21 protein-coding genes are annotated in these 20,942 nt (G+C 62.6%); 12 read left to right on the top strand and 9 right to left on the bottom strand.

The window, feature by feature from the left end; genetic code table 11:
* Positions 1-162: 162 nt before the first annotated feature.
* A complete protein-coding gene (locus RQH62_RS08220) occupies positions 163-1,005 on the top strand; it encodes a hypothetical protein (RefSeq protein ID WP_311268282.1) in 843 nt (280 codons plus the stop codon).
* On the opposite strand, the gene thpR is transcribed toward RQH62_RS08220, so the two are convergent.
* The gene (gene thpR / locus RQH62_RS08215; RefSeq protein WP_311268281.1) at positions 1,002-1,538 is read right to left on the bottom strand and encodes an RNA 2',3'-cyclic phosphodiesterase; all 537 of its coding nucleotides are present in this window, start codon (positions 1,536-1,538) and stop codon (positions 1,002-1,004) included. The genes RQH62_RS08220 and thpR overlap by 4 nt on opposite strands.
* A gap of 244 nt (positions 1,539-1,782) precedes the next feature.
* A complete protein-coding gene (locus RQH62_RS08210; RefSeq protein ID WP_311268280.1) occupies positions 1,783-2,199 on the bottom strand; it encodes a DUF4279 domain-containing protein in 417 nt (138 codons plus the stop codon).
* Positions 2,200-2,458: 259 nt separating this feature from the next.
* Here RQH62_RS08210 and RQH62_RS08205 point away from each other — a divergent pair, with 259 nt between their 5' ends.
* The gene (locus tag RQH62_RS08205) at positions 2,459-3,205 is read left to right on the top strand and encodes a Bax inhibitor-1/YccA family protein (protein ID WP_311268279.1); all 747 of its coding nucleotides are present in this window, start codon (positions 2,459-2,461) and stop codon (positions 3,203-3,205) included.
* Positions 3,206-3,340: 135 nt separating this feature from the next.
* On the opposite strand, the gene RQH62_RS08200 is transcribed toward RQH62_RS08205, so the two are convergent.
* Complete coding sequence (locus tag RQH62_RS08200; protein ID WP_311268278.1) at positions 3,341-3,973, bottom strand: glutathione S-transferase family protein; 633 nt, start codon at positions 3,971-3,973, stop codon at positions 3,341-3,343.
* 181 nt (positions 3,974-4,154) lie between these two features.
* Positions 4,155-5,396 carry a hypothetical protein gene (locus tag RQH62_RS08195; protein WP_311268277.1) on the bottom strand — a complete coding sequence of 414 codons (1,242 nt, stop codon included), beginning with the start codon at positions 5,394-5,396 and terminating at the stop codon, positions 4,155-4,157.
* A 185-nt stretch (positions 5,397-5,581) separates the two neighbouring features.
* Between RQH62_RS08195 and RQH62_RS08190 the strand changes: the two genes are divergently transcribed.
* A complete protein-coding gene (locus RQH62_RS08190; protein WP_311268276.1) occupies positions 5,582-6,157 on the top strand; it encodes a hypothetical protein in 576 nt (191 codons plus the stop codon).
* 162 nt (positions 6,158-6,319) lie between these two features.
* Here RQH62_RS08190 and clpA read toward each other — a convergent pair whose 3' ends face one another.
* A complete protein-coding gene (clpA, locus tag RQH62_RS08185) occupies positions 6,320-8,653 on the bottom strand; it encodes an ATP-dependent Clp protease ATP-binding subunit ClpA (protein ID WP_311268275.1) in 2,334 nt (777 codons plus the stop codon).
* A 153-nt stretch (positions 8,654-8,806) separates the two neighbouring features.
* Entirely contained in the window at positions 8,807-9,004 is a 198-nt protein-coding gene (locus RQH62_RS08180; RefSeq protein WP_120252083.1) for a DUF1192 domain-containing protein, read from the bottom strand.
* Between the two features lie 103 nt (positions 9,005-9,107).
* On the opposite strand from RQH62_RS08180, the gene RQH62_RS08175 reads away from it, so the two are divergent.
* From RQH62_RS08175 to RQH62_RS08145, 7 genes are all read left to right on the top strand, one after another.
* Positions 9,108-10,112: an NAD(P)H-quinone oxidoreductase gene (locus tag RQH62_RS08175; RefSeq protein ID WP_311268274.1), complete on the top strand. Its 1,005-nt coding sequence runs from the start codon at positions 9,108-9,110 to the stop codon at positions 10,110-10,112.
* 435 nt (positions 10,113-10,547) lie between these two features.
* The gene (locus tag RQH62_RS08170; RefSeq protein ID WP_311268273.1) at positions 10,548-11,420 is read left to right on the top strand and encodes a UDP-2,3-diacylglucosamine diphosphatase; all 873 of its coding nucleotides are present in this window, start codon (positions 10,548-10,550) and stop codon (positions 11,418-11,420) included.
* Positions 11,421-11,465: 45 nt separating this feature from the next.
* Positions 11,466-12,494 (top strand): glycosyltransferase family 4 protein, encoded by a 1,029-nt coding sequence (locus RQH62_RS08165; protein ID WP_405053530.1) that lies wholly within the window; start codon positions 11,466-11,468, stop codon positions 12,492-12,494.
* A gap of 127 nt (positions 12,495-12,621) precedes the next feature.
* The gene (locus RQH62_RS08160) at positions 12,622-13,305 is read left to right on the top strand and encodes a DUF1013 domain-containing protein (RefSeq protein WP_311268372.1); all 684 of its coding nucleotides are present in this window, start codon (positions 12,622-12,624) and stop codon (positions 13,303-13,305) included.
* Positions 13,306-13,443: 138 nt separating this feature from the next.
* Positions 13,444-15,150, top strand: a complete 1,707-nt coding sequence (locus RQH62_RS08155) for a long-chain fatty acid--CoA ligase (RefSeq protein ID WP_311268271.1) — start codon at positions 13,444-13,446, stop codon at positions 15,148-15,150.
* 42 nt (positions 15,151-15,192) lie between these two features.
* A complete protein-coding gene (gene msrA, locus RQH62_RS08150) occupies positions 15,193-15,726 on the top strand; it encodes a peptide-methionine (S)-S-oxide reductase MsrA (protein ID WP_311268270.1) in 534 nt (177 codons plus the stop codon).
* 273 nt (positions 15,727-15,999) lie between these two features.
* The gene (locus RQH62_RS08145) at positions 16,000-16,263 is read left to right on the top strand and encodes a hypothetical protein (protein ID WP_311268269.1); all 264 of its coding nucleotides are present in this window, start codon (positions 16,000-16,002) and stop codon (positions 16,261-16,263) included.
* 602 nt (positions 16,264-16,865) lie between these two features.
* Here the strand turns inward: RQH62_RS08145 and RQH62_RS08140 are convergent.
* A complete protein-coding gene (locus RQH62_RS08140) occupies positions 16,866-17,819 on the bottom strand; it encodes an L-threonylcarbamoyladenylate synthase (protein WP_311268268.1) in 954 nt (317 codons plus the stop codon).
* Positions 17,820-17,942: 123 nt separating this feature from the next.
* On the opposite strand from RQH62_RS08140, the gene RQH62_RS08135 reads away from it, so the two are divergent.
* Entirely contained in the window at positions 17,943-18,761 is an 819-nt protein-coding gene (locus RQH62_RS08135) for an ATP-binding protein (protein ID WP_311268267.1), read from the top strand.
* A 61-nt stretch (positions 18,762-18,822) separates the two neighbouring features.
* Here the strand turns inward: RQH62_RS08135 and RQH62_RS08130 are convergent, their stop codons facing one another.
* The gene (locus RQH62_RS08130) at positions 18,823-20,148 is read right to left on the bottom strand and encodes a sorbosone dehydrogenase family protein (RefSeq protein WP_311268266.1); all 1,326 of its coding nucleotides are present in this window, start codon (positions 20,146-20,148) and stop codon (positions 18,823-18,825) included.
* A 62-nt stretch (positions 20,149-20,210) separates the two neighbouring features.
* Positions 20,211-20,384: a hypothetical protein gene (locus RQH62_RS08125; protein WP_311268265.1), complete on the bottom strand. Its 174-nt coding sequence runs from the start codon at positions 20,382-20,384 to the stop codon at positions 20,211-20,213.
* Between the two features lie 242 nt (positions 20,385-20,626).
* Here RQH62_RS08125 and RQH62_RS08120 point away from each other — a divergent pair, with 242 nt between their 5' ends.
* Positions 20,627-20,836 carry a hypothetical protein gene (locus tag RQH62_RS08120; protein ID WP_311268264.1) on the top strand — a complete coding sequence of 70 codons (210 nt, stop codon included), beginning with the start codon at positions 20,627-20,629 and terminating at the stop codon, positions 20,834-20,836.
* The last annotated feature ends 106 nt before the right edge of the window (positions 20,837-20,942 follow it).

The following is a 20,942-nucleotide window of genomic DNA, read 5'->3' as shown; positions in this document are numbered from 1 at the left end:
ATGGAAGCGGTCCGGGCGTTTTTTGTTTGGGGCGTAGCGCCGACAGGTGCTGATGCTTTCGATCAGTGCGGGGCATAATCCACGCACCGGACGGTAGATAGGGGCTATCGGGCGGACAGATCAGCTCTATTCTCCTCCCGTGGCAATTCGGGAGGGGGCGAGATGCGATTGGGGTCTGGAGCAGCGCGGTTGCTCATCGGGGTGCTGGCGATGGGCACGATGGCAGGCATGTGCGATGCCCGTATGCCCACAGACATTTCCAAGATCGAGGCGCGCGCCCTGCCGGTTGGACAGGTGAAGCGGCGGGTGATGGATCAACTCTCCGCCATCCTTACGGAAGAGCGGCCGTCGCGCAAAGGGCGGCCGAAGAGGTTGCTGACCGATATGGCTTTTATCACGAAGGCCCGCGCGACGATGGTTCCGGGCCTGTGCCAGATCGACAGGCTGACCCTGTTGTTTCGACCCGAGGGTGGCGAGACAGGCGATGCGGCCACGCCGGTTTCGGTGAATGGATTTGAAACGACCCATTATTATCATTTCAGGCGCCCGCTGTCTGAGCCCTTCAACACGATTGTCGATCGGGCCAAGGGGCAGGGCGACGCGCAGTGCCGGGGCGCCACATTGGCGGCTGATCCCTTTTTCTCCGCGCCCGACGATCAGGTCGCGGCCGATGGCTATTTGGTGGCGCATCGGGCGATGGACGCCATCGTTGCGGGCAATCCGCCTTTCTCCCTGTCCTGCGAACTCTATCCACTTGAAGCCGGACGGGGATGTGCCGCGGTGATCGGCGAGGTCCGGTCCGAGCCTGTATCGAGCATCGAGTCCTGTGAAACCGACCTGCCGGATCACAAGGCCGACCTATGCTATCGCGTCTATGTGGGCGATCGGTCGCTGCGCATTCTGGCGAGCGGTTACAGCTATGGCACCCATGCGCTGCCGCCCCTGACGGTGAAGCGGGTCGTGATGGATTCGCTCATCGTGATGACGCATGAGCGGGTGGATTAGGCGTCCGCAGGATAGTCCTCCACCGGGTGATAGCTCGCGCCGCCATGGCCGATGCGGCTTTCGTAGAGGGTGAAGCCGTCGACGCGGAAGGGTGAGCCGGTGAGCGCAGCGTGGCGGGCGATAAAGGGATCGACGAAGGCGCCGGTGCGGCCGAAGCGGGCAAGGGTGATGTGGGGCAGATAGGCGCGGCTTTCGGGCGGGAGGCCGGTCGAGACGCAGGCGCGGTCGGCCTTTTTATGCAGCCGTTCGAGCGCGTCGCGGGGCTGCACGCCGGCCCAGAGCGTGTCGACCACGCCCTTGCGATCGAAGCTGCCGACGCCGGACAGATGGATGTCGAACGGGGTGAAGCGGATGGCGGCGAGGGCGTCGGCAATGTCGTTCGCCCGGTGCCGGTCGACTTCGCCGATGAAGCGCAGGGTGAGGTGAAGCTGGGCGTCGTCCTGCCAGCGGGCGTAGTCGACCCCCATCATCAGCGAGAGGAGATGGGTGCGCTGATCAGCGGGCGGGCGGATGGCGACGAACAGGCGGTGCATGGGGGTCTATATAAGGGCGTTTGTGACAATTGCTTATAGGGTTTTGGAGGGACAGGTTACGACCTGTTCCGTCATCACGGCCCCTTGGGCAGGGTTGATCCGGGGCGCTTTCTACCGCCAGCGTTTGCGGAGAAAGCGGGATGCCGGGTCGAGCCCGGCATGACGAAAGAGGGGATGGCGGTAAACGGCCATTTGAAGGCGTTTAGCTGTTGTTTGCTAACACCAGAAAGCTGCCTGTGGACTGTCAATCCGAGACGGCAGGGGCGTAAAGATCAAAGTCAATTGGCAGACTGCGATCAGAGAGCAGCTTGAGCGTATTTGGTGCCAACGTCATTCCGCCGGTCCAGTCGTTGAAATATCCGCCGATGCTGATGTAGCAATGAAAGCGATTTGTAATCTCCGTCCATGCAGACATATCCTTAGTCAAGACGCACAGGACATCGTTGATTTGGCGATCCAAGTTTGGTGGACTTTCCCAATCTCCACCGAACTGCCACTTGCCGGTCTTGGCTTCCATCATCTTGCCATGAGTGGCGAGAAAAGCCTCTCCTTTGGCTACACCAAGCTGAGGTGTCGCTCCCAGAATTGCCGTCACTTCAGCAGGAATAAGGTCGTCGCCGTCTATCAGCAGCGAAACTACGGCACGTTGCAGGCTATCCATGCGTCCAGTTTATCCGGCAGCGTCAATTTGGGAAAGGCACATTACGGCAGCTAAGCTCGGCGTTCGCACCGGAACCCGCCATCCCACTCACCACCCATTCCCGACAACCCGTTGTCGCCATGCCGCACCCGAGCCCGTGACATTTGCTGTCCGGATCATGACGAAGCGTCCATTCGTGCGGGTTTGGCTTGAAGTCGGGCGCGGATGGGCCGATAATAAGTGAGTACCGGCACCGATGCCGGCAAAGGAGATGATTTTCATGGCCAATTGGTCCGATCCCCGTTCCGACAGCCCTGCCGGCATGGCGGGCTTTGGCGGCGCGACGGCGGCGCGTAGCGAGGCGTATGACGCCGGCCTGCGCAAATATATGCTGTCGGTCTATAATTATATGGCGAGCGGCGTGCTGCTGACCGGCATCGTGGCGCTGCTGTTTGCATCGAGCGGCATGGCGTACAGCGTGTTCGTCGGCCCCGGCATTCTGAAATATATCGTGATGTTCGCCCCGCTGGCGTTCGTGATGGTGCTGAGTTTCGGCATTAATCGCCTGTCGACCGGCGCGGCGCAGGCGCTTTACTGGGCCTATGCGGCGGTAATGGGCGTTTCGCTCTCCTACATCTTCCTTGCCTATACCGGCACCTCGATCGCGCAGACCTTCTTCGCGACGGCCGCCGCCTTCGCGGGCCTGAGCCTGTGGGGTTACACCACCAAGAAGGATCTGTCGGGCTTCGGCACCTTCCTGATCATGGGCGTGGTGGGCCTGTTCGTGGCGAGCCTGATCAACATCTTCATGAAGTCGAACGCGATGAGCTTGGTCATCAGCGGCGTCGGCGTGCTGCTGTTCGCGGGCCTGACCGCCTATGACACGCAGAAGATCAAGAGCATCTATGCCCATGTCGCGGGCACGGACATGATGGGCAAGTCGGTAGTGATGGGGGCGCTGAACCTCTATCTCGACTTCATCAACATGTTCCTGTTCCTGCTGCGCCTGTTCGGCGATCGTCGCTGATCGCATCGCGGATGTAATAGGAAAAGGCCCGGTGGAGCGATCCGCCGGGCCTTTTGTTTGGTGCGCGCCTTAGAGGCTCGTTTCACTCGCCACCCACCCCCTGCCCCTCTCTGGAAGGGAGGGCAGGCGTCAGGATCAGCCCTGCTTCTGCATTTCGGCGATGAGCGCGCCGTCGATGTCCTTCTGTCGCTTATAGGCGGGGCGTTCCCGCAGGCGGGCGGCGTAGGCTTCGAGCATGGGGCTGGAGGGGATGGACTTGAAACTGAGGCCCCAGTCGATCTGCGAGCCGACATAGACGTCGGCGGCGGTGAACTGCTCGCCACAAATCCAGCCATCGCCCGCGACAGCGGTTTCCAGCGCGGCGATCGTGTCTTCGAAGCTGCCATAGCCGGCGGTGCGTTCGCGGCCTTCGGGCAAGGTGAAGCCCATCGCCTTGTTGGTGACGGCGGCCTCGACCGGGCCGGCGGCGAAGAAGAGCCAGCGATAATAGGCATGGCGGTCGGCGGGCGCCGGGGCGAGGCTGGCGTCCGGGAAGGCGTCGGCCAGATAGGCGCAGATCGCGGCACATTCGGTGACGGTGCGGCCGTTGTGGACGATGGCCGGCACCTTGCCCATCGGATTGATGGCGCGATAGTCGGCCGCCTTCATGCCGTCGTCGCCATAGGCCAGGATCACGGTTTCATAGGGCGCGCCGACCTCCTCCAGCATCCAGCGGGCGATCTGCCCCCGCGACATGGGGTTGGTGTAGAAGATGAGGTCTGAGGGCATGGCTTCTCTCTCCTGAATCGGGATGGCGCGAGGGTGGCGCAAGCGCGGGCGCGGCGCCACCCTGTTTTGGGCCATGGCACCGGCATCGTCACATGCCTGTCGAAGGACTGCGCCTGTCGCGGAAGACACAAGCAGGGGCTTCGACACGCTCAGCCCGAACGGGCCTTTGGCGGTCAGGCTCTTAGCAGCCCACCCCCATGGCGCCGCCGAGCATGCCGCCAAGGCCGCCGCCGCATTTCTTCTTTTTCTTCTGCTGTTGCTGGCGGGCGGGGGCGTCTTCGTCATCGCCGCCGGCATCGCTCATCATGCTGCCCATGTCGGGGCCGTTGAGCATCCACATGGTGTTGGCGCGATAGCGGACGCGGGCGATCCATTCGGGCTTCCACGCGATCTTGGGATCGGCGGGGCGCGGGGGATAGGCGAAATTCGCTTCCGGGCCATAGGCGTAGAGGCTGCCCACCAGCATTTCTCCGCCCGCCTGCGTGACGGCGGCGGGGACGGTGCAACTGGTCTGGCTGGGTGGCATGACGATTTTTTGCGCGATCATCTTCTGCACGGCGGCGGGGGACATCCAGTCCCAGACCGGACCGCCGAACGCCTGTGTCGCGGAAGAGGCCCACCAGACCATGTCGCCATTGTCCTGCGCGCCGAAGGTCCAGGCATAATAGCCGGTCGCCTGCGGCAGGCCGTTCCAGCTGAGGATCGTGGCGCCGCCGGCGATCTGCCGCGCGGAGCCGGTGATGGCGGGCATGAAATCCTGTTTCAGGTTGAAGGCGATGTCCGGGCTGTAATTGCCGGCGATGCGATGGTCGCCGAGCAGGGAGCTGTTGGCGGAGACGGTCTTGCGCGTTTGCGTATTGGGCCAGTCGCCATAGGTCTTGCTGTTGGTGACGCGAACGTTCCATTCCTGCGGAATCGACGCGCCGGTCATGTAGAGGCCGGGCGGGATCTGGCCCTTTGCCACCTTGGCAAAGTCGATGACGACCGGCTGGCCCGCGCCGACCGTCGCGCCGCAGCCCCAATAGATGAGCAGGCGACCTTTGGGCCGTTCGCCGGGCATGGGCTGATCCTCGCTGGGGACGATGCGGGGGGTGACGAGAGGCACCGAGGCGCCAAGGCCGGCGCCGGCGGGCATGAAATGCTCGGCGGCGGGGGCGCCGCTGGCGGGCGCGCGGGTGGAGCCGAGGCGCAGGACGAGTTCGTGCATCGGCTTGTTGCCGCCGCCCATCATCATGCTCATGGCCGCGCCCATGCCGCCGCCGCCACCCGCCATGGCGGCCATGCCGGACATGGTGCCGGCGTCGATCGTGTAGCGGGCGATGGGGCCGGACGCCTGCTGACTGGAGCCGGGGGCGGCGAGGAGCGTGAAAGATACGAGAAGAAGCGCACCGCGAGCGGGGCGAGACGTCAGAATTTTGCGCACAACATCTATTCCTTGATCGTTACGGAAGAGATGCGACCTTTTTTCTGGATGCCGGCTTGTAGCAGAGTTTCAGGGGACGGGGGAGTCTACGATGTGAATACCGTTGCGAACAAGCAGGCAAAATCTATGGCCATGCGGCTGCCATCATGACATCAATGCGCTGATGAGTTGAGGAATATGGTGTGATGAGACGATCTTTTCTGGGCGGCCTTATGGCTGTGGTCGGACTGCCTAATGGGCAAGCCAACGAGAATGGCAAAACGGAAGGTAAGAAGCCGACTTTTCAGTTCCCGCCTATTCCGAAATGGCGACCGTCTTTCGTGCAGCCTTTGCCTACCATCATTGAAAGAATGACATATTATACTGACGACACCCGAGACTTGGTTTTGTTTGCCAATGGAACTTGCGTCGTATTAAACGATGGGCTTTCGGATCAGGATGCCGCAGATTTTGCGCTCAAGACGTTATCCGATATTTTCAACTACCATCCCGACATGGATCCCAAGTCAATGGATGATAGAAATATCATGGTCACATATAATCATCCGGCTACGAATGTGGTGGTGCGGGATATTGCGCAGACTCATTGGACCGAAATAGAAGAACGCCATATGGATGGTTTGGCGACGGATGAGGTGCTGTTCACGCCGCTTGGGCAAAACAAATTTAACGATTTTGGTAAGCAGGCTTTGCTTGGTCGAGCCTATATGTTCATGGATGCGCAATCGCCAAAAATAGTCGAGATCAAAAGGCATTCATGATCGGCCGCTTTGTTTGAGCAGTTTGGATTTTTCCTCTCATCCAACTTCGTCTAGGCCGCAGGCTGCCAAGGCTTCGTATCGTTCTCCCTCAAGGGAGAAGGTTTGCATGTGAAAAAGGGCGGCTCTTTCGGGCCGCCCTTTTCGTTTTGCGTGGGAAGACGCTTATTTCGTGCCTTCGGTCGTCTTGGCCTTGCCGCCCTTCTTACCCTTTTTGGGGGCGGCGGGGGTGATCTGGAAGGCGAGCGCCCCCACCCCGTCGGCATCTTCCTTCATATGGACATGGACTTCGCCGCCATGGACCAGCTTGCCGAAGAGCAGTTCCTCGGCCAGCGGCTGCTTGATCTTTTCCTGCATCAGGCGGCCCATCGGGCGGGCACCGTAGAGCTTGTCATAGCCCTTCTTCGTGAGCCAGGCCTTGGCATCTTCGTCCAGGGTGATGTGGACATCACGGTCGGCCAGTTGCAGTTCCAGTTGCAGCACAAACTTGTCGATGACGCGGGCGACGATTTCCGGCGGCAGATAGCCGAAGGGCACGATCGCATCGAGGCGGTTGCGGAATTCCGGGGTGAAGAGCTTCTTCACCGCGTCTTCCTGCACATCCTCGCGGGTCAGTTCGCCGAAACCGATCGATTCCTTCGCCATGTCCGACGCACCGGCATTGGTGGTCATGATGAGGATGGTATTGCGGAAATCGACGGTCTTGCCGTGATGATCGGTCAGGCGGCCGTTATCCATCACCTGCAACAGGATGTTGAACAGGTCCGGGTGCGCCTTTTCGATTTCATCGAGCAGCAGGACGCTGTGCGGATTCTGGTCCACCGCATCGGTGAGCAGGCCGCCCTGATCATAGCCGACATAGCCCGGAGGCGCGCCGATCAGGCGGCTGACCGAGTGGCGTTCCATATATTCCGACATGTCGAAGCGTTGGAGCGGAATGCCGAGCAGGGTTGCGAGCTGGCGCGCCACCTCCGTCTTGCCGACGCCCGTGGGGCCGGAGAAGAGATAGTTGCCGATCGGCTTGTCGGGATCGCGCAGGCCCGCGCGCGACAGCTTGATCGCGGAGGACAGCACCTCGATCGCCTTGTCCTGACCGAAGACGACGCGCTTGAGGTCGGTGGTCAGCGATTCCAGTACGCTCTTGTCGTCGGACGACACCGTCTTGGGGGGGATGCGGGCCATGGTCGCGATGACCTGCTCGATCTCCTTGGGCGTGATCGTCTTCTTGCGCTTGGACGGCACCACCAGCATCTGCATCGCGCCGACTTCGTCGATCACGTCGATCGCCTTGTCCGGCAGCTTGCGGTCGTTGATGTAGCGGGCGCTGAGTTCCACCGCCGCCTTGATCGCGTCCGGCGTATATTTGACGTGATGATGATCCTCGAACGCGGAACGCAGCCCGGCGAGGATCTTGATCGTGTCCTCGATCGTGGGTTCGTTGACGTCGATCTTCTGGAACCGGCGCAGCAGGGCGCGGTCCTTTTCGAAATGATTGCGGAATTCCTTGTAGGTGGTCGAACCGATGCAGCGGATCGTGCCGCCCGACAGCGCGGGTTTCAGGAGGTTGGACGCATCCATCGCGCCGCCGCTGGTCGCGCCTGCGCCGATCACCGTGTGGATTTCATCGATGAAGAGGACCGCGTGGGGCATCTTTTCCAGTTCGGTGACGACCGCCTTCAGCCGTTCCTCGAAATCGCCGCGATAGCGGGTGCCGGCCAGCAGCGCGCCCATGTCGAGCGAGTAGATGACCGCTTCCTTGAGGACATCGGGCACTTCGCCCTCGACGATCTTGCGTGCCAGGCCTTCCGCGATGGCGGTCTTGCCGACGCCCGGATCGCCCACATAGAGCGGGTTGTTCTTGGACCGGCGGCACAGGATCTGGATCGTGCGATCCACTTCGGCGGTGCGGCCGATCAGCGGATCGACCTTGCCCCGGCCGGCCTTCTCATTGAGGTTGACGGTGAATTGTTCGAGGGCGCTGTCCTTCTTGGCCTTGCCGTCCTGCACCTTCTTTTCCTCCTCGGAAGCGCCCTTCGTCTCCTGACGCTCGGGCGTGGGCGTGCCCTTGCCGACACCATGGCTGATGAAGCTCACGGCATCAAGGCGGCTCATATCCTGCTGTTGCAGGAAGTAGACGGCATAGGATTCGCGTTCGGAAAAGAGCGCGACGAGGACGTTGGCGCCCGTCACTTCATCCTTGCCGGACGACTGGACATGGAGGATGGCGCGCTGGACCACGCGCTGAAAACCGCTGGTGGGGGAGGGGTCCGACGCCCCTTCGACCTTCAGGCTGTCGAGTTCGGTGTCGAGATAATGGGTGACCGCGTCGCCCAGCTCGCCCAGTTCCACGCCGCACGCCTGCATGACCTTTGACGCATGTTCGTCATCAATCAATGCTAGGAGGAGATGCTCCAGCGTGGCATATTCATGTTTGCGCTCGGACGCATGCGTCAGCGCATTGTGCAGGGTGGTTTCAAGAGCGGGTGCGAATGAAGGCATGTCTGTTCTACTCCTGGCCCGAAACAGGGGCGGTGTTGAACCCTATGTCGGCATTGCTCGACGCGGGATCAAGGCCGTGGCCTTGACCAGCGGAATTGCCTGACTGCCGCAGCCCAATGGAGCCTTTCAAGGCGCAGGGGGCGTGGCAATGGTTCATCGTCTGAATAACGCCTCGGCACTTGCCTTATGGTTAACGGCGTTGTCTTTCGTCCGCCGGGTGCGCGCGATTTCCGTTTCGAGGGCGGCGATGCGGGCATCCAGTTCGGATACGGACAATGGCCCCAGATCCTGTTTCAGCAGGCGGGTCAGCGGATCGTCGCCCTTGTTCGGCAGATCGTCATCCAGGTCCATGACGCCAATGTTGACCCAGTTGGCCACTCTGTCAATAAGGGCACGAGTTCCGCATCGAGATTTTTGATGCGGTGCAACATGGTTAACGGCTGGGGGCAGCGATATGGCGGATTTGGGCGCAGTGCCGGACGAGATGACGGCGATCGCGATTCCGACGCCGGGCGGGCCGGAGGCTTTGGTGGCCGAGCGGCGCCCGGTGCCGGTGCCGGGCGCGGGCGAAGTGCTCATCAGGATTGCTGCCGCGGGTGTGAACCGGCCGGATGTGTTGCAGCGGCAGGGCAAATATCCGCCGCCGCCGGGCGCTTCTGACATTCCGGGGCTGGAAGTGGCGGGCACGATCGTCGCGGCCGGCAGCGGCGCGGATGCGCTGGTCGGGCAGAAGGTCTGCGCGCTGCTGGCGGGTGGAGGCTATGCCGAATATGCGGTTGCGCCGGCGGGGCAGTGCCTGCCGGTGCCGGACGATTATGATCTGGCTGAGGCCGCCGCGCTGCCGGAGACGCTCTTTACGGTTTGGACCAATTTGTTCGAGCGCGCCTATGTCGTGGCGGGCGACACGGTGCTGGTCCATGGCGGGACCAGCGGGATCGGCACGATGGCGATCCGGCTGTGCAACCTGTTCGACGTGACGATCATCGTGACCTGCGGGTCGGACGAGAAATGTGCGCAGGCGAAGGACTGGGGCGCGGATCATGCGATCAATTACAAGCGCCAAGATTATGTCGAGGCGGTGAAGGCCATTACCGGCGGGCAGGGCGTAGCCGCCGTGCTGGACATGGTCGGGGGCGATTATGTGCCGCGCAACCTGTCCTGTCTGGCCGAGGATGGCCGGCATGTGTCGATCGCCGTACTGGGTGGGGCGAAGGCGGAGGTCTTCATCCCCGCAATCATGCAGAGGCGGCTGACGCTGACCGGATCGACGCTGCGGGCGCGATCGGTAGGCTTCAAGAGCCTGGTCGCGGATGAACTGATGCGGACGGTCTGGGGCTTTGTCGGTGAGGGGAAGTTGCGCCCGGCGATGGACCAGAAGTTTGCGCTGAAAGACGCGGCCAAGGCCCATGCACGCATGGATGCCGGCGAGCATTTCGGGAAGGTCGTGCTGTTGGTTTGAGGGGGAGGCATGCGAATCGTAGGCGCGATCATCGCTGTTTCATTAGCGTTCTGCCTATTTTTCGGGCTTCGGTCTGGGAAGATGCTCGTGAAAACTCTTCCGGACGCAAGCCGGCGAAATAGTCCGGTCTATTTTTGGTCGATCGCCGTTTTATATGCCTTTTTAGTCTTGTTGGGGTTGAGTGAGTTTCTCTCTTAGGTTTCATTGCCTGCGATATTATTTTTCTACGTCATCCCAGCGAAAGCTGGGATCTCACTGACTTATCGCCTCTACAGAATGAAGAAGTGGGATGCCAGCTTTCGCTGGGATGACGGAATTGGAAGCTTGGTGTAAAACCCCCGGAAATCGTAGTATTTTCGTCATATTTCCTGCGAAATTGTAACATTGCGGCGTTAAGGATTCGGTCCCGAGGACAAGATCTTTGGGGATCCTATCATGAACGCCATCACCCGCCTGCCCTTCCTGAGCGATATGGAAGAGGGCGTCGACGACCGCTTTCATATCCCGGAGCGGGAGGGCAAGCGGCGCCGCTATCGCACCATCTGGATATCGGACATCCACCTTGGTACGCGCGGCTGCAATGCGGCGATGCTGATCGACTTCCTCGACACTGTGGACAGCGACACTATCTATCTGGTGGGCGACATCATCGACGGCTGGCGCCTCAAGAAGCGCTTCTACTGGCCGGCCAGTCACAATGACGTCGTATGGCGTCTGATGAAGCGGGCCAAGCGCGGCACGCGGGTCGTGTATATTCCCGGCAATCATGACGAGATGTTCCGGCAGTTCACCGGCATGAGCTTTGGCGGGGTGGAAATAAGGCGCAAGGCGATCCACCAGACCGCCGATGGGCGCAAGCTGCTGGTGCTACATGGCGACGAGTTCGACACGATCATGCTGGCGCATCGCTGGCTCGCCTTCGTGGGAGACGCGGCCTACACCACGCTGATGCGGCTCAATGTCGTGGTCAACGCCGTGCGGCAGCGCATGGGCCTGCCTTATTGGTCATTGAGCAAAATGGCCAAGCACAAGGTCAAGAACGCCGTGTCCTTCATCTCCCGCTTCGAGGAAGTGGTGGCGCATGAAGCTGGCAGCCGCGGCGTCGACGGTGTGGTCTGCGGGCATATCCATAATGCAGAAATGCGTGAGATCGAGGGCATCCAATATTATAATGATGGCGACTGGGTGGAAGGCTGCACCGCGCTGGTCGAGCATGGCGACGGGCGGATGGAAGTGCTCCACTGGGCCGACGAAATCGCCAAGCGCGAGCAGGAAGAGCAGGCAGCACGGGCGCGGATGGCGGCTTGAGGCCGGCATTTGGATGAAATGACGAATGACTGGAAGGTTCGTCCCATGCGCATAGCGATCGTGACTGATGCCTGGAGCCCGCAGGTCAATGGCGTCGTGCGGACGTTGCAGACGATCCGGGCGGAACTGGAACGGATGGGCCATGTGGTCGAGGTGATCTCGCCCGACCTGTACGGCTCCATCCCCTGTCCGACCTATCCCGAAATCCGGCTGGCGCTGGTGCGGTCGGCCGTGGTGGGGCAGGCGATCGCCGCGATGCAGCCCGATGCGGTGCATCTGGCGACGGAAGGGCCGCTGTGCCTCGCCGCGCGGCGCTGGTGCCTGCGCAGCGGCGTGCCTTTCACCACTGCCTATCATACCCATTTCCCCGACTATGTGGCCCAGCGCACCGGTCTGCCGGCGGCCTGGTTCTGGCGCTATATTCGCTGGTTTCATGGCCCGGCGCAGGCGGTGCTGGTGTCGACCCGGTCGGTGCGCGAGCAGCTGCGCGCCCATGGCGTCCCCAATGTCCGGCCATGGGGGCGGGGGGTGGACCTGACCGCCTTTACGCCGGATGCGCTGCCGCTGGCGCTCTTCAATGACTTGCCACGCCCTATCCAGCTGTATGTCGGCCGCGTGGCGGTGGAAAAGAATCTGGAGGCGTTTCTGGCTACCGATCATCCCGGCACTAAGGTGGTCGTGGGCGATGGCCCGGCCCGCGCCGCGCTGGAGCGCGCCTATCCGCAGGCGCGCTTTCTGGGGCCGATGTTCGGCGCGGATCTGGCTGGAGCCTATGCGGGGGCGGATGTGTTCGTCTTCCCCAGCCGCACCGACACGTTCGGGCTGGTGATGATCGAGGCGCTGGCCTGCGGGACGCCGGTCGCGGCCTATCCCGTCACCGGGCCGGTCGATATCGTGACGCCGGATACCGGCGCACTGTCGGATGATCTGGGTACCGCGATCGGGCAGGCACTGACCTGCGATAGGACCGCCTGCGCTGCCTATGGCCGCAGCTTCAGCTGGGAACGCAGCGCGCAGGAATTCCTGTCCGGGTTGCACGCCATCGACCCCGATGTCATGGAAAGCGCGGCCTGACGCTTTTCTTGGGCGTAATTCCTTGCCGGAAGCGCTGGGATGTTCTATCTCTGATCCGTCGTGGCCGCCCTGATTGGGCGGCCCTTATCGTTTTTACGCCGGAGAAGACCCCGTGTCCCAGCCTCTCATGCCCCATGCGACCGCCAGCTGGCTGGTCGACAACAGCGCTCTGAGCTTTGACCAGATCGCTGAATTTTGCGGGCTTCACATTCTGGAAGTGCAGGCGATCGCCGACGACACCGCCAGCATCAAATATACCGGCCGCGATCCGGTGCGCGCCCATGAAATCACCATGGACGAAATCCACAAGGGCGAAAGCAACCCCGACTATAAGCTGAAAATGCTGAAAGGTCCGGAGCCGGTCCGTCGTACCAAGGGGCCGCGCTACACGCCGGTCAGCAAGCGTCAGGACAAGCCGGACGGCATCGCCTGGATACTGCGCAATCATCCGGAAATTTCGGACGGCGCCATCGGCAAGCTGATCGGCACCACGCGCACCACCATCGCCGCGATCCGCGACCGCACCCACTGGAACATCAGCAACATCACGCCGAAAGACCCGGTCACACTGGGCCTTTGCTCGCAGCGCGAACTGGACGGGCTGGTGACGAAGGCGGCGAAGAAGGCCGGCATCGAGGCGCCGACCGATTCGCGTCTGGATGGCGACCGTGAGGCGCTGATCGAGGAACTGCGTCGCGAGCGTCAGGACGCCGTGCGCCGTGCCGAAGAGGCGCTGAAGACCGAGTCCGAATTTATTTCGGCCGCCGCGACCATCATCGACCCCTTCAGCAACAACAAGGGCGAGGTCTGATGCCGTAGCGTCATCGGTCGCCTGTTACAGGCGGGCCATGATGCAGTCATCAAAAGGGCCGCGCGGGGGAACCTGCGCGGCCTTTTTTGCTGTGGTTGACGCTTGCGTAAAGCAACGGCGCGCCATAGACTTCATGCCATGGAGAGCATGGAAAAAATCTGGAGAGAGCGGTACCAGCACCCGACGGTGTGGGACCAGACATTCGCCCCGATGTCGATGGGAGAGATGGTCGAGAAGAGTGCGTTAGCGCATCCCGACGCTCCGATGATCGACTTTATGGGCCGGCATTTCAGCTATGGCGCGATGCTGGAACAGATACGCCACATCGCCTGCGGCCTGCAAAAAATGGGCGTGCAGAAAGGCGACCGGGTCGGCCTGTACCTGCCCAACACCCCCCATTATGTCGCGGCCTATTATGGCGCGCTGATGGCCGGCGCGATCGTCGTCAACTTCTCCCCCCTCTATACCGCCGCCGAACTGGAGCATCAGGTCGAGGATAGCGGCACCAAGATCCTGTTCACTCTCTCGGCCAAGGCGCTGTTGCCGACCGCGCTGGAGGTGCTGGATCATAGCACGCTCGAAACGCTGATCGTGGGATCGGTCGCGGAGATGCTGCCGCCGGTCAAGTCGCTGCTGTTCCGCTGGTTCAAGGCGAGCGAAAGCACGCCGTTGCCGGACGATCCGCGTATCATCCGTTATGACCGGCTGATCGCCAATGCCGGCGCCTGCACCGTGCCGGCAATCGACCCGGTCAACGACGTCGCGCTGCTGCAATATACCGGCGGCACCACCGGCACGCCCAAGGGTGCGATGCTGACGCACCAGAATCTGACCGCCAATGCGCGGCAGGCCCAATCCATCGACCCGCACCAGAATGAACCGGACCGGATCATCGCGGTGCTGCCCTTCTTCCACGTCTTCGCCAATACCTGCACCTTGAACCGCACCGTGCTGAACGGCGGCGAGATGGTGATGCTGCCGCGCTTCGACGCGGCGCAGGTGCTGGCTGCGGTGCAGCGGGTCAAGGCGACGTCGCTGCCCGGCGTGCCGACCATGTTCCAGGCGCTGCTGGATCATCCCGCCATCCGCAACATCGACTTTTCCTCGCTGCGCGCCTGTATTTCGGGTGGCGCCCCATTGGCGCTGGAATTGCGACAGAAGTTCGAGGCCGCGACGGGCGCCAAGCTGGTGGAGGGCTATGGCCTGACCGAAACCAGCCCGATCGTCTGCACCAATCCCTATGAGGGGCTGAACAAGACCGGGACGGTGGGCCAGCCGGTGCCGGGCACACGAGTCAAGGTGGTGGACCGCGAAGATCCGACCCGTTCCCCGCCCGAAGGCGAGCCGGGCGAATTGCTCTTTGCCGGGCCGCAGGTGATGAAGGGCTACTGGAACCGGCCGGATGCCGATGCCGAAGTCTTCGTTGGTGAGTTCGTCCGCACAGGTGACGTCGGATTGGTGGACGAGGACGGCTATGTGAAGATCGTCGATCGCCTGAAGGACATGATCGCGGTCGGCGGCTTCAAGGTCTTCCCCAGCCAGGTGGAATCGGTCCTTTATCATCATCCGGCGGTCAAGGAGGCGCTGGTGATCGGCGTGCCCGACCATTATCGCGGCGAACAGCCCAAGGCCTTCGTCACCCTGAACGAGGGCGCGGAGATGGACGGCCCGGCCCTGAAGGACTGGCTCAACCCGCAACTGGGCAAGCATGAGCGGGTGTGCGCGGTGGAAGTGCGCGCGACCCTGCCTAAGACGCTGGTCGGCAAGCTGTCGCGCAAGGAGTTGGTGGCCGAGGAACGGGCAAAGGCGGACGCCGCGCGCGCGGAGGCTGGAACCGCGGCCTGATCCTCCCTATCTGTGCGGCCAAACATGGATAGGGAATCGATCATGGCGCAGGATATCGCAACGCTGGCCGGGGGCTGCTTCTGGTGTACGGAGGCGGTCTATCAGAACCTCAAGGGCGTCGAGGGCGTCGAGAGCGGCTATATCGGCGGGACGTTGCCCGACCCGACCTATGAGCAGGTCTGCTCGGGTGCGACCGGCCATGCCGAAGCGATCCGCATCAGCTATGACCCGGCGGTCATCAGCTATGCGGATTTGCTCGACATCTTCTTCGCCACGCACAATCCCACGACCCTGAACCGGCAGGGCAACGACGTCGGCACCCAATATCGCTCCGCCATCTTCCCGCATTCGGCGGAGCAGGAAAGCGAAGCCCGCGCCGGCATAGACCGCGCGCAGGCGGACCAGAGCGATCCGATCGTCACCGCGATCGAAGCGGATGCGCCCTGGTATCCGGCGGAGGATTATCACCAGAAATATTGGGACCGGGTCGGCGACCAGAACCCCTATTGCATGGCCGTCATCCCGCCCAAGCTGGCGAAACTGCGCAAGGGTTTTGCGGCGCGGATCGACGGGTAAGGGCAGGAGCGTTTGGTTTAGGCCATGAGTGGACATGTTCCCCCTCCCGTTGACGGGGGTGGACTGGACGTCGCAACAGCCCATCCCTCTGCGACTAACGCGCTGCGCGCGTAAGTCTCGCTGCCCCTCCCGCAGGCGGGAGGGGGATGGCAGGAAGCCACCCAATTCTGTGCTGCCCCCACGGCTCGTCGCCTTTCCCGCCGTCCTTAGCCTGCGGTTAATCTGCGCCATGTCATAGCTGGCCGGGCACAGGAACATGTCGGGGGACTGAAGATGAAGACACGGATATTCATGGCTGCGCCGCTGCTACTGCTGGCATTGCCCGCTTGCGTGCGCACGGTCGCCAGCGTGGTGACCGCGCCGGTACGGGCAGGGTCGCAGGTGGTCGACTGGACCACGACCAGCCAGGATGAAGCCGACCGCAATTACGGCCGCAAGATGCGCAAGCAGGAAGCCCGCGACGGCAAGGCCGCCAAGAAGGCCGAAAAGGAACGGCGCAAACAGTGCCGCGAGGCCGGCTACGACAATTGCGGGTGAAGCTGGCCTGAACGCTGTTGTCGTCTTTTGATGGAGCAGCGGCGCAAGGCCGGCAGGGGTGGATTGCAAAAATCTGTTTGATATGATCCGGTGCGATGACGCGCTCTTTCATTCTGCTCGCTTTCGCTTCGGCCTTCGTGTCGGGATGTGCCCACTCGCCTTCTCCACCCCTTAAGGTAGCGGCCCCTGACGAGGCGCTCGCAGGCGAACTTCGGGCGGAAATCTGGAGTGATCTCCAGTCAAATGCCATGATCGGAAACGGCAACGAACTCGCTGCTCGATGGGCAAATGCGGGAAGCGACCGCAGCGATGCCCCTCAGTTGCACATTCAAAACCTTGTTTGCAGTGGACGCCCGACCTTGCTCCACTGCTATTTCGGGCTTCTTCGGGACGGTGGGGTGGTGCCCTATCTTGGCGAGCCGGCACCAGACAGGCTGGCGTGCGACGCGCGCTTCCGTCGCTTGGGATCAGGCGGCGGCTGGTCCATTCCTCGCCTGCCGCCGGGACCGAGAGGTGGTCACAGCAGAATCACGATCAAGTGTCAGCCTGATACCTGAATCTCTGCAAGTGGCGGTTTTCAGGTACATTCAGCCAGCCATCGCTCAGGCCGCCGCCCTCCGCAACCGATCGTTGATCGCCGCGCCGATGCCATCATCAGGGATCGGTGCCACGGCAATCCGCCCGGCGGCGCTGGCGTCGGCGATATGGAGCGCCGCGAACAACTGGGCCGCTGCCTCTCGCAAATCCGCCTCCTGGCTCAAGTTGATGTGGCAGGGCATCAGGCCGAAGCCGATCAGATATTCGTCCTTCTCCGCCCGCAGCGCGTTCAGCCGCACCGGCTTGGACGGCGCATAATGACTTTCCAACTGGCCGGGCGCCTCGATCTTCGCGTCGCTGCCAATCACGACTGGCAGGCCGGTCGCTTCCTCCAGCATGGCGGCCGTCACCGGGCCGGGGCGCAGCAGGCGGATGCGGTCGGTTTCCGGCGCGGCGATGGTGGATTCGAGGCCCTCGCTGGTCGGTCCTTCGTCCAGGATCATGCGGATCTTGCCGTCCAGGCTGGCCAGCACATGGTCGGCGCGGGTCGGGCTGATCGACCCGCTGCGATTGGCGGAGGGGGCGGCGAGCGGACAGCCGCTCTCGCGGATCAGCGCGCGCATCGCCGGATGGGCGGGCAGGCGCAGCGCCACCGTGGGCAGGCCGGCGGTCACCAGCGGCGACAGGCCGCTATCGGCCCGCACCGGCAGCACCAGCGTCAACGGGCCGGGCCAGAAGCGCTCCGCCAGCATCTCGGCCGATGGCGAAAAATCCGCCAGCCGCTCCGCCATCGCCCGGTCGGCGACATGGACGATCAGCGGATTGAAGCTGGGTCGCCCCTTCGCACTGTAGATGGCGGCGACGGCGTTGGTGTCGGTGGCGTCGGCGGCGAGGCCATAAACCGTCTCGGTCGGCACGGCCACCGGTTCCCCCGCTCGGATCAGCAACGCGGCCTCACGCAAGGCCTCACTGCCATAACGGACGGACTTGGTGGAAAAGACTGGATGGGCGATGGTCACAATCCCCGCGCTATAAACCCCGATTCAGGCGATTAAAAGGCCATTGCGTCAGCGCCATGACAGGCAAGGCTCCCAGGAGCGCATATGCTTGCGAGCACGCGAATCCGCGGCTAAGCCGCCGCCATGAACGACGCACTCTTGACCCGCATCGCCGAGGCGCTGGAGCGACTGGCCCCGCCGCCGGCCATCTCCGCCGATCTGACCGCGCACCCCGCCTATGTGTGGGATGGCGCAGCGATCCGGGCGGTGGAGGCATTTGCGCCGGTCGATTATGATCTGCTCACCGGCATAGACGCGCAAAAGGGCCAGTTGCTCGACAATAGCCGGCGCCATGCGGCCGGCCATGCCGCGCATGACGCGCTGCTCTGGGGCGCACGCGGTACAGGGAAGTCGGCGGTGGTCGCCTCGGTTGTCGGCCAGTTGCAGCGGGACGGGCAGGATATCGCCCTGCTGCAATGCGCGATCGACGAACTGGCCAGCCTGCCGACGCTCTTTTCTCTGCTGCGCAGCACTAATCGGCCTTTCATCCTGTTTCTGGACGATCTGGGCTTTGACGAGGGCGGGGTGGGGGATGCCCGCACGCTGCGGTCCCTGTTGCAGGGCGGCACGGCCGCGCGCCCGGCCAATGTCCGCCTCTATGTGACGTCCAACCGCCGCCACATCGTGCCGCGCCATCTGTCGGAACAGGATGATCCCATCAACCCGCGCGACGTAGTGGACGATCGGATGGCGCTGTCCGACCGCTTCGGCCTCAGCCTTGGCTTTCACGCGCTCGATCAGGACGCCTATGTCGCGATCGTTGCGGGCTATGCGGGCAAGCTGGGGGTCAGCTTCGACCCGCTCGATGCGATCCAGTGGGCCACCCAGCGCGGCAGCCGCTCAGGCCGGGTCGCCTGGCAATATGTGGTCGAACTGGCCGGTCGGCATGGTCTGACGGTTTGATAGAAAAAGGGGCGCTGCTGACCTGTCAGGAGCGCCCCTTTTTCTATGCAGGCTTCGTATATTACTGGGCCTTGGTCACGCGCCACACCACGCCGCCGACATCGTCGCTGACCAGCAGCGCGCCCTTGGCGTCGGCGGTGACATCGACCGGGCGGCCATGCGCAGCGCCATCCTTGTCGAGGAAGCCGGTCAGGATGTCGATCGGCTTGGCCTTGCCCGCCTCGCCATCGGCAAAGCCGACATAGACGACCTTGTAGCCAGCCGCCGGCTTGCGGTTCCAGCTCCCGTGCAGGCCGACGATCGCGCCGTCCGTATAGGGCGCGCCCAGTTGCAGCTTGTCGGCGAAGGTCAGACCCAGCGGCGCCACATGATTGCCCAGCGCATAATCGGGCCGCTTGGTATATTCGCGGATTTCCGGACGCTGCGGCTGGACGCGGCGATCCTCATAACCGCCCCAGTAATTCCACGGCCAGCCGTAGAAGGCGCCGAATTCCACCCGCGTCAGATAGTCGGGGACAAGATCGCCGCCCAGCATGTCGCGTTCATTGACCACGCCCCACAATTCGCCGCTCTTCGGTTCGAAGGCGAGGCCGACCGGGTTGCGCAGGCCCGACGCGAAAATGCGCTTGTAGCCGTTTTTCGGGTTTACCTCGAATACCAGAGCGCGGTTCTTCTCGACCTCCAGCCCATTGTCGCCGATATTGCTGTTGGAGCCGACGCCGACATAGAGCAGCCCTTCGGGGCTGGCGACCAGGCTCTTGGTCCAGTGCTGGTTGGGTGCCTGAGCGGGCAGATCGATGATCTTGCGGCCCTTGTCAGTGATCTTGGTATCGCCTTCCTTATAGGGGAAGGCCATCAGCGCGTCGGTATTGGCGACATAGAGCGTGTCGCCGATCAGTGCCATGCCATAGGGGGAGTTGAGGCCGGTCAGGAACGCCGTCTTCGTCTCCGCCTTGCCATCGCCGTCGACGTCACGCAGCAGGGTGATGCGGTTGGCCGACGGCACGCCGGCGCCCGCCTTGTTCATCAGGAAATTCATCACCTTGTTGACGAAGCCGCCCTGCGGACGGGGCGGGCTGTTGGTTTCGGCCACCAATATGTCGCCATTGGGCAGGCGCAGCAGGGATCGGGGATGGGCCAGCCCCTCGGCATAGCGAACGACGCTCAGCCCCTTGGCCGCGACCGGTGCTTCATTCGCGGCCCACGGCTTCACCTCGGCGATGTTCACCGTCGGTAGCATCTCGTTCTTCGGTGTGGTGAACACCGGTTCCTTGCCCGTGTCCGCGCCCGGCGCCAATTGAGCCGTATTGCCCTGCGCCAGATAGAGGAAGGTGCCGCCGCCGAGCAGCAGCAGGATCGCGGGGATGGCGATGATATGTTTTTTCATGACCCCACATCTATGCGGACGCAGGATCGGGAGCAAGAGGCTGGAGGGCGCTGTTTTGCGCCTTATTGGCCCCGTTCGCGGAGCCAGAGCAGCAGCGCGATGACGATGCCCGCGCCGGTGCCCGCCAGCAGGCCGATGCTCGGCTGCCCCATCAGTCCGCCGCCGATCGTCCCGGCCAGGATCAGGAAGGCGATGATCGCGCCCGCGCCGGTCGGTTCTTTTCTGCCCTTGCTCATTCCAGCTCCCTTGCCATGATAGGGGCGGCAAGGCCAGATGCTTTGGTGGCGGGCCGGCGCCAAAGCGATGCTGGCCCGTTTCAGGACCGTTCGTTCCATTTCGGGAATGCTGTCCCGTACCGGGACTTCCCTAATGGTCCATTGACTCTTCTACCCCGCCTGCGCCGTCAAAGCATTGAAATGGCATGGGGATTGAAAGGGCTGCTCCATAACAAAGTCGCCAAGAACAATCGGGGGTTGCAATGCAGGTTCCATATCTTTCGGATCGAAAGAGCTATGATGACGCGGCCGAACTGATGGCCATGTTCGGCGACAATGCCGGCTATGAAGCCGCCGCGCGTGCCGACCGCAGTCTGGACATGGGCAACCACATCCATTTCTGCCACTGGCGCCAGATCGAGCGACTGATCGTGCTGCTGACCTACGACCAACCGCTGGGCACCATCCATTGAATTGAGGCGACGTCGGATTGCATTCATGCGTCATTGCGAGCGCAGCGAAGCAATCCATGGTGCGCGAGGTGGATTGCTTCGCTGCGCTCGTAATGACGATGCTGTT

Origin of the sequence: Sphingobium sp. WCS2017Hpa-17, assembly GCF_031843765.1 — a bacterium.
Taxonomy (GTDB): Bacteria; Pseudomonadota; Alphaproteobacteria; order Sphingomonadales; family Sphingomonadaceae; genus Sphingobium.
The sequence above is the reverse complement of the archived record's forward strand: the minus strand, read 5'-3'. Positions and strand labels throughout refer to the sequence as shown.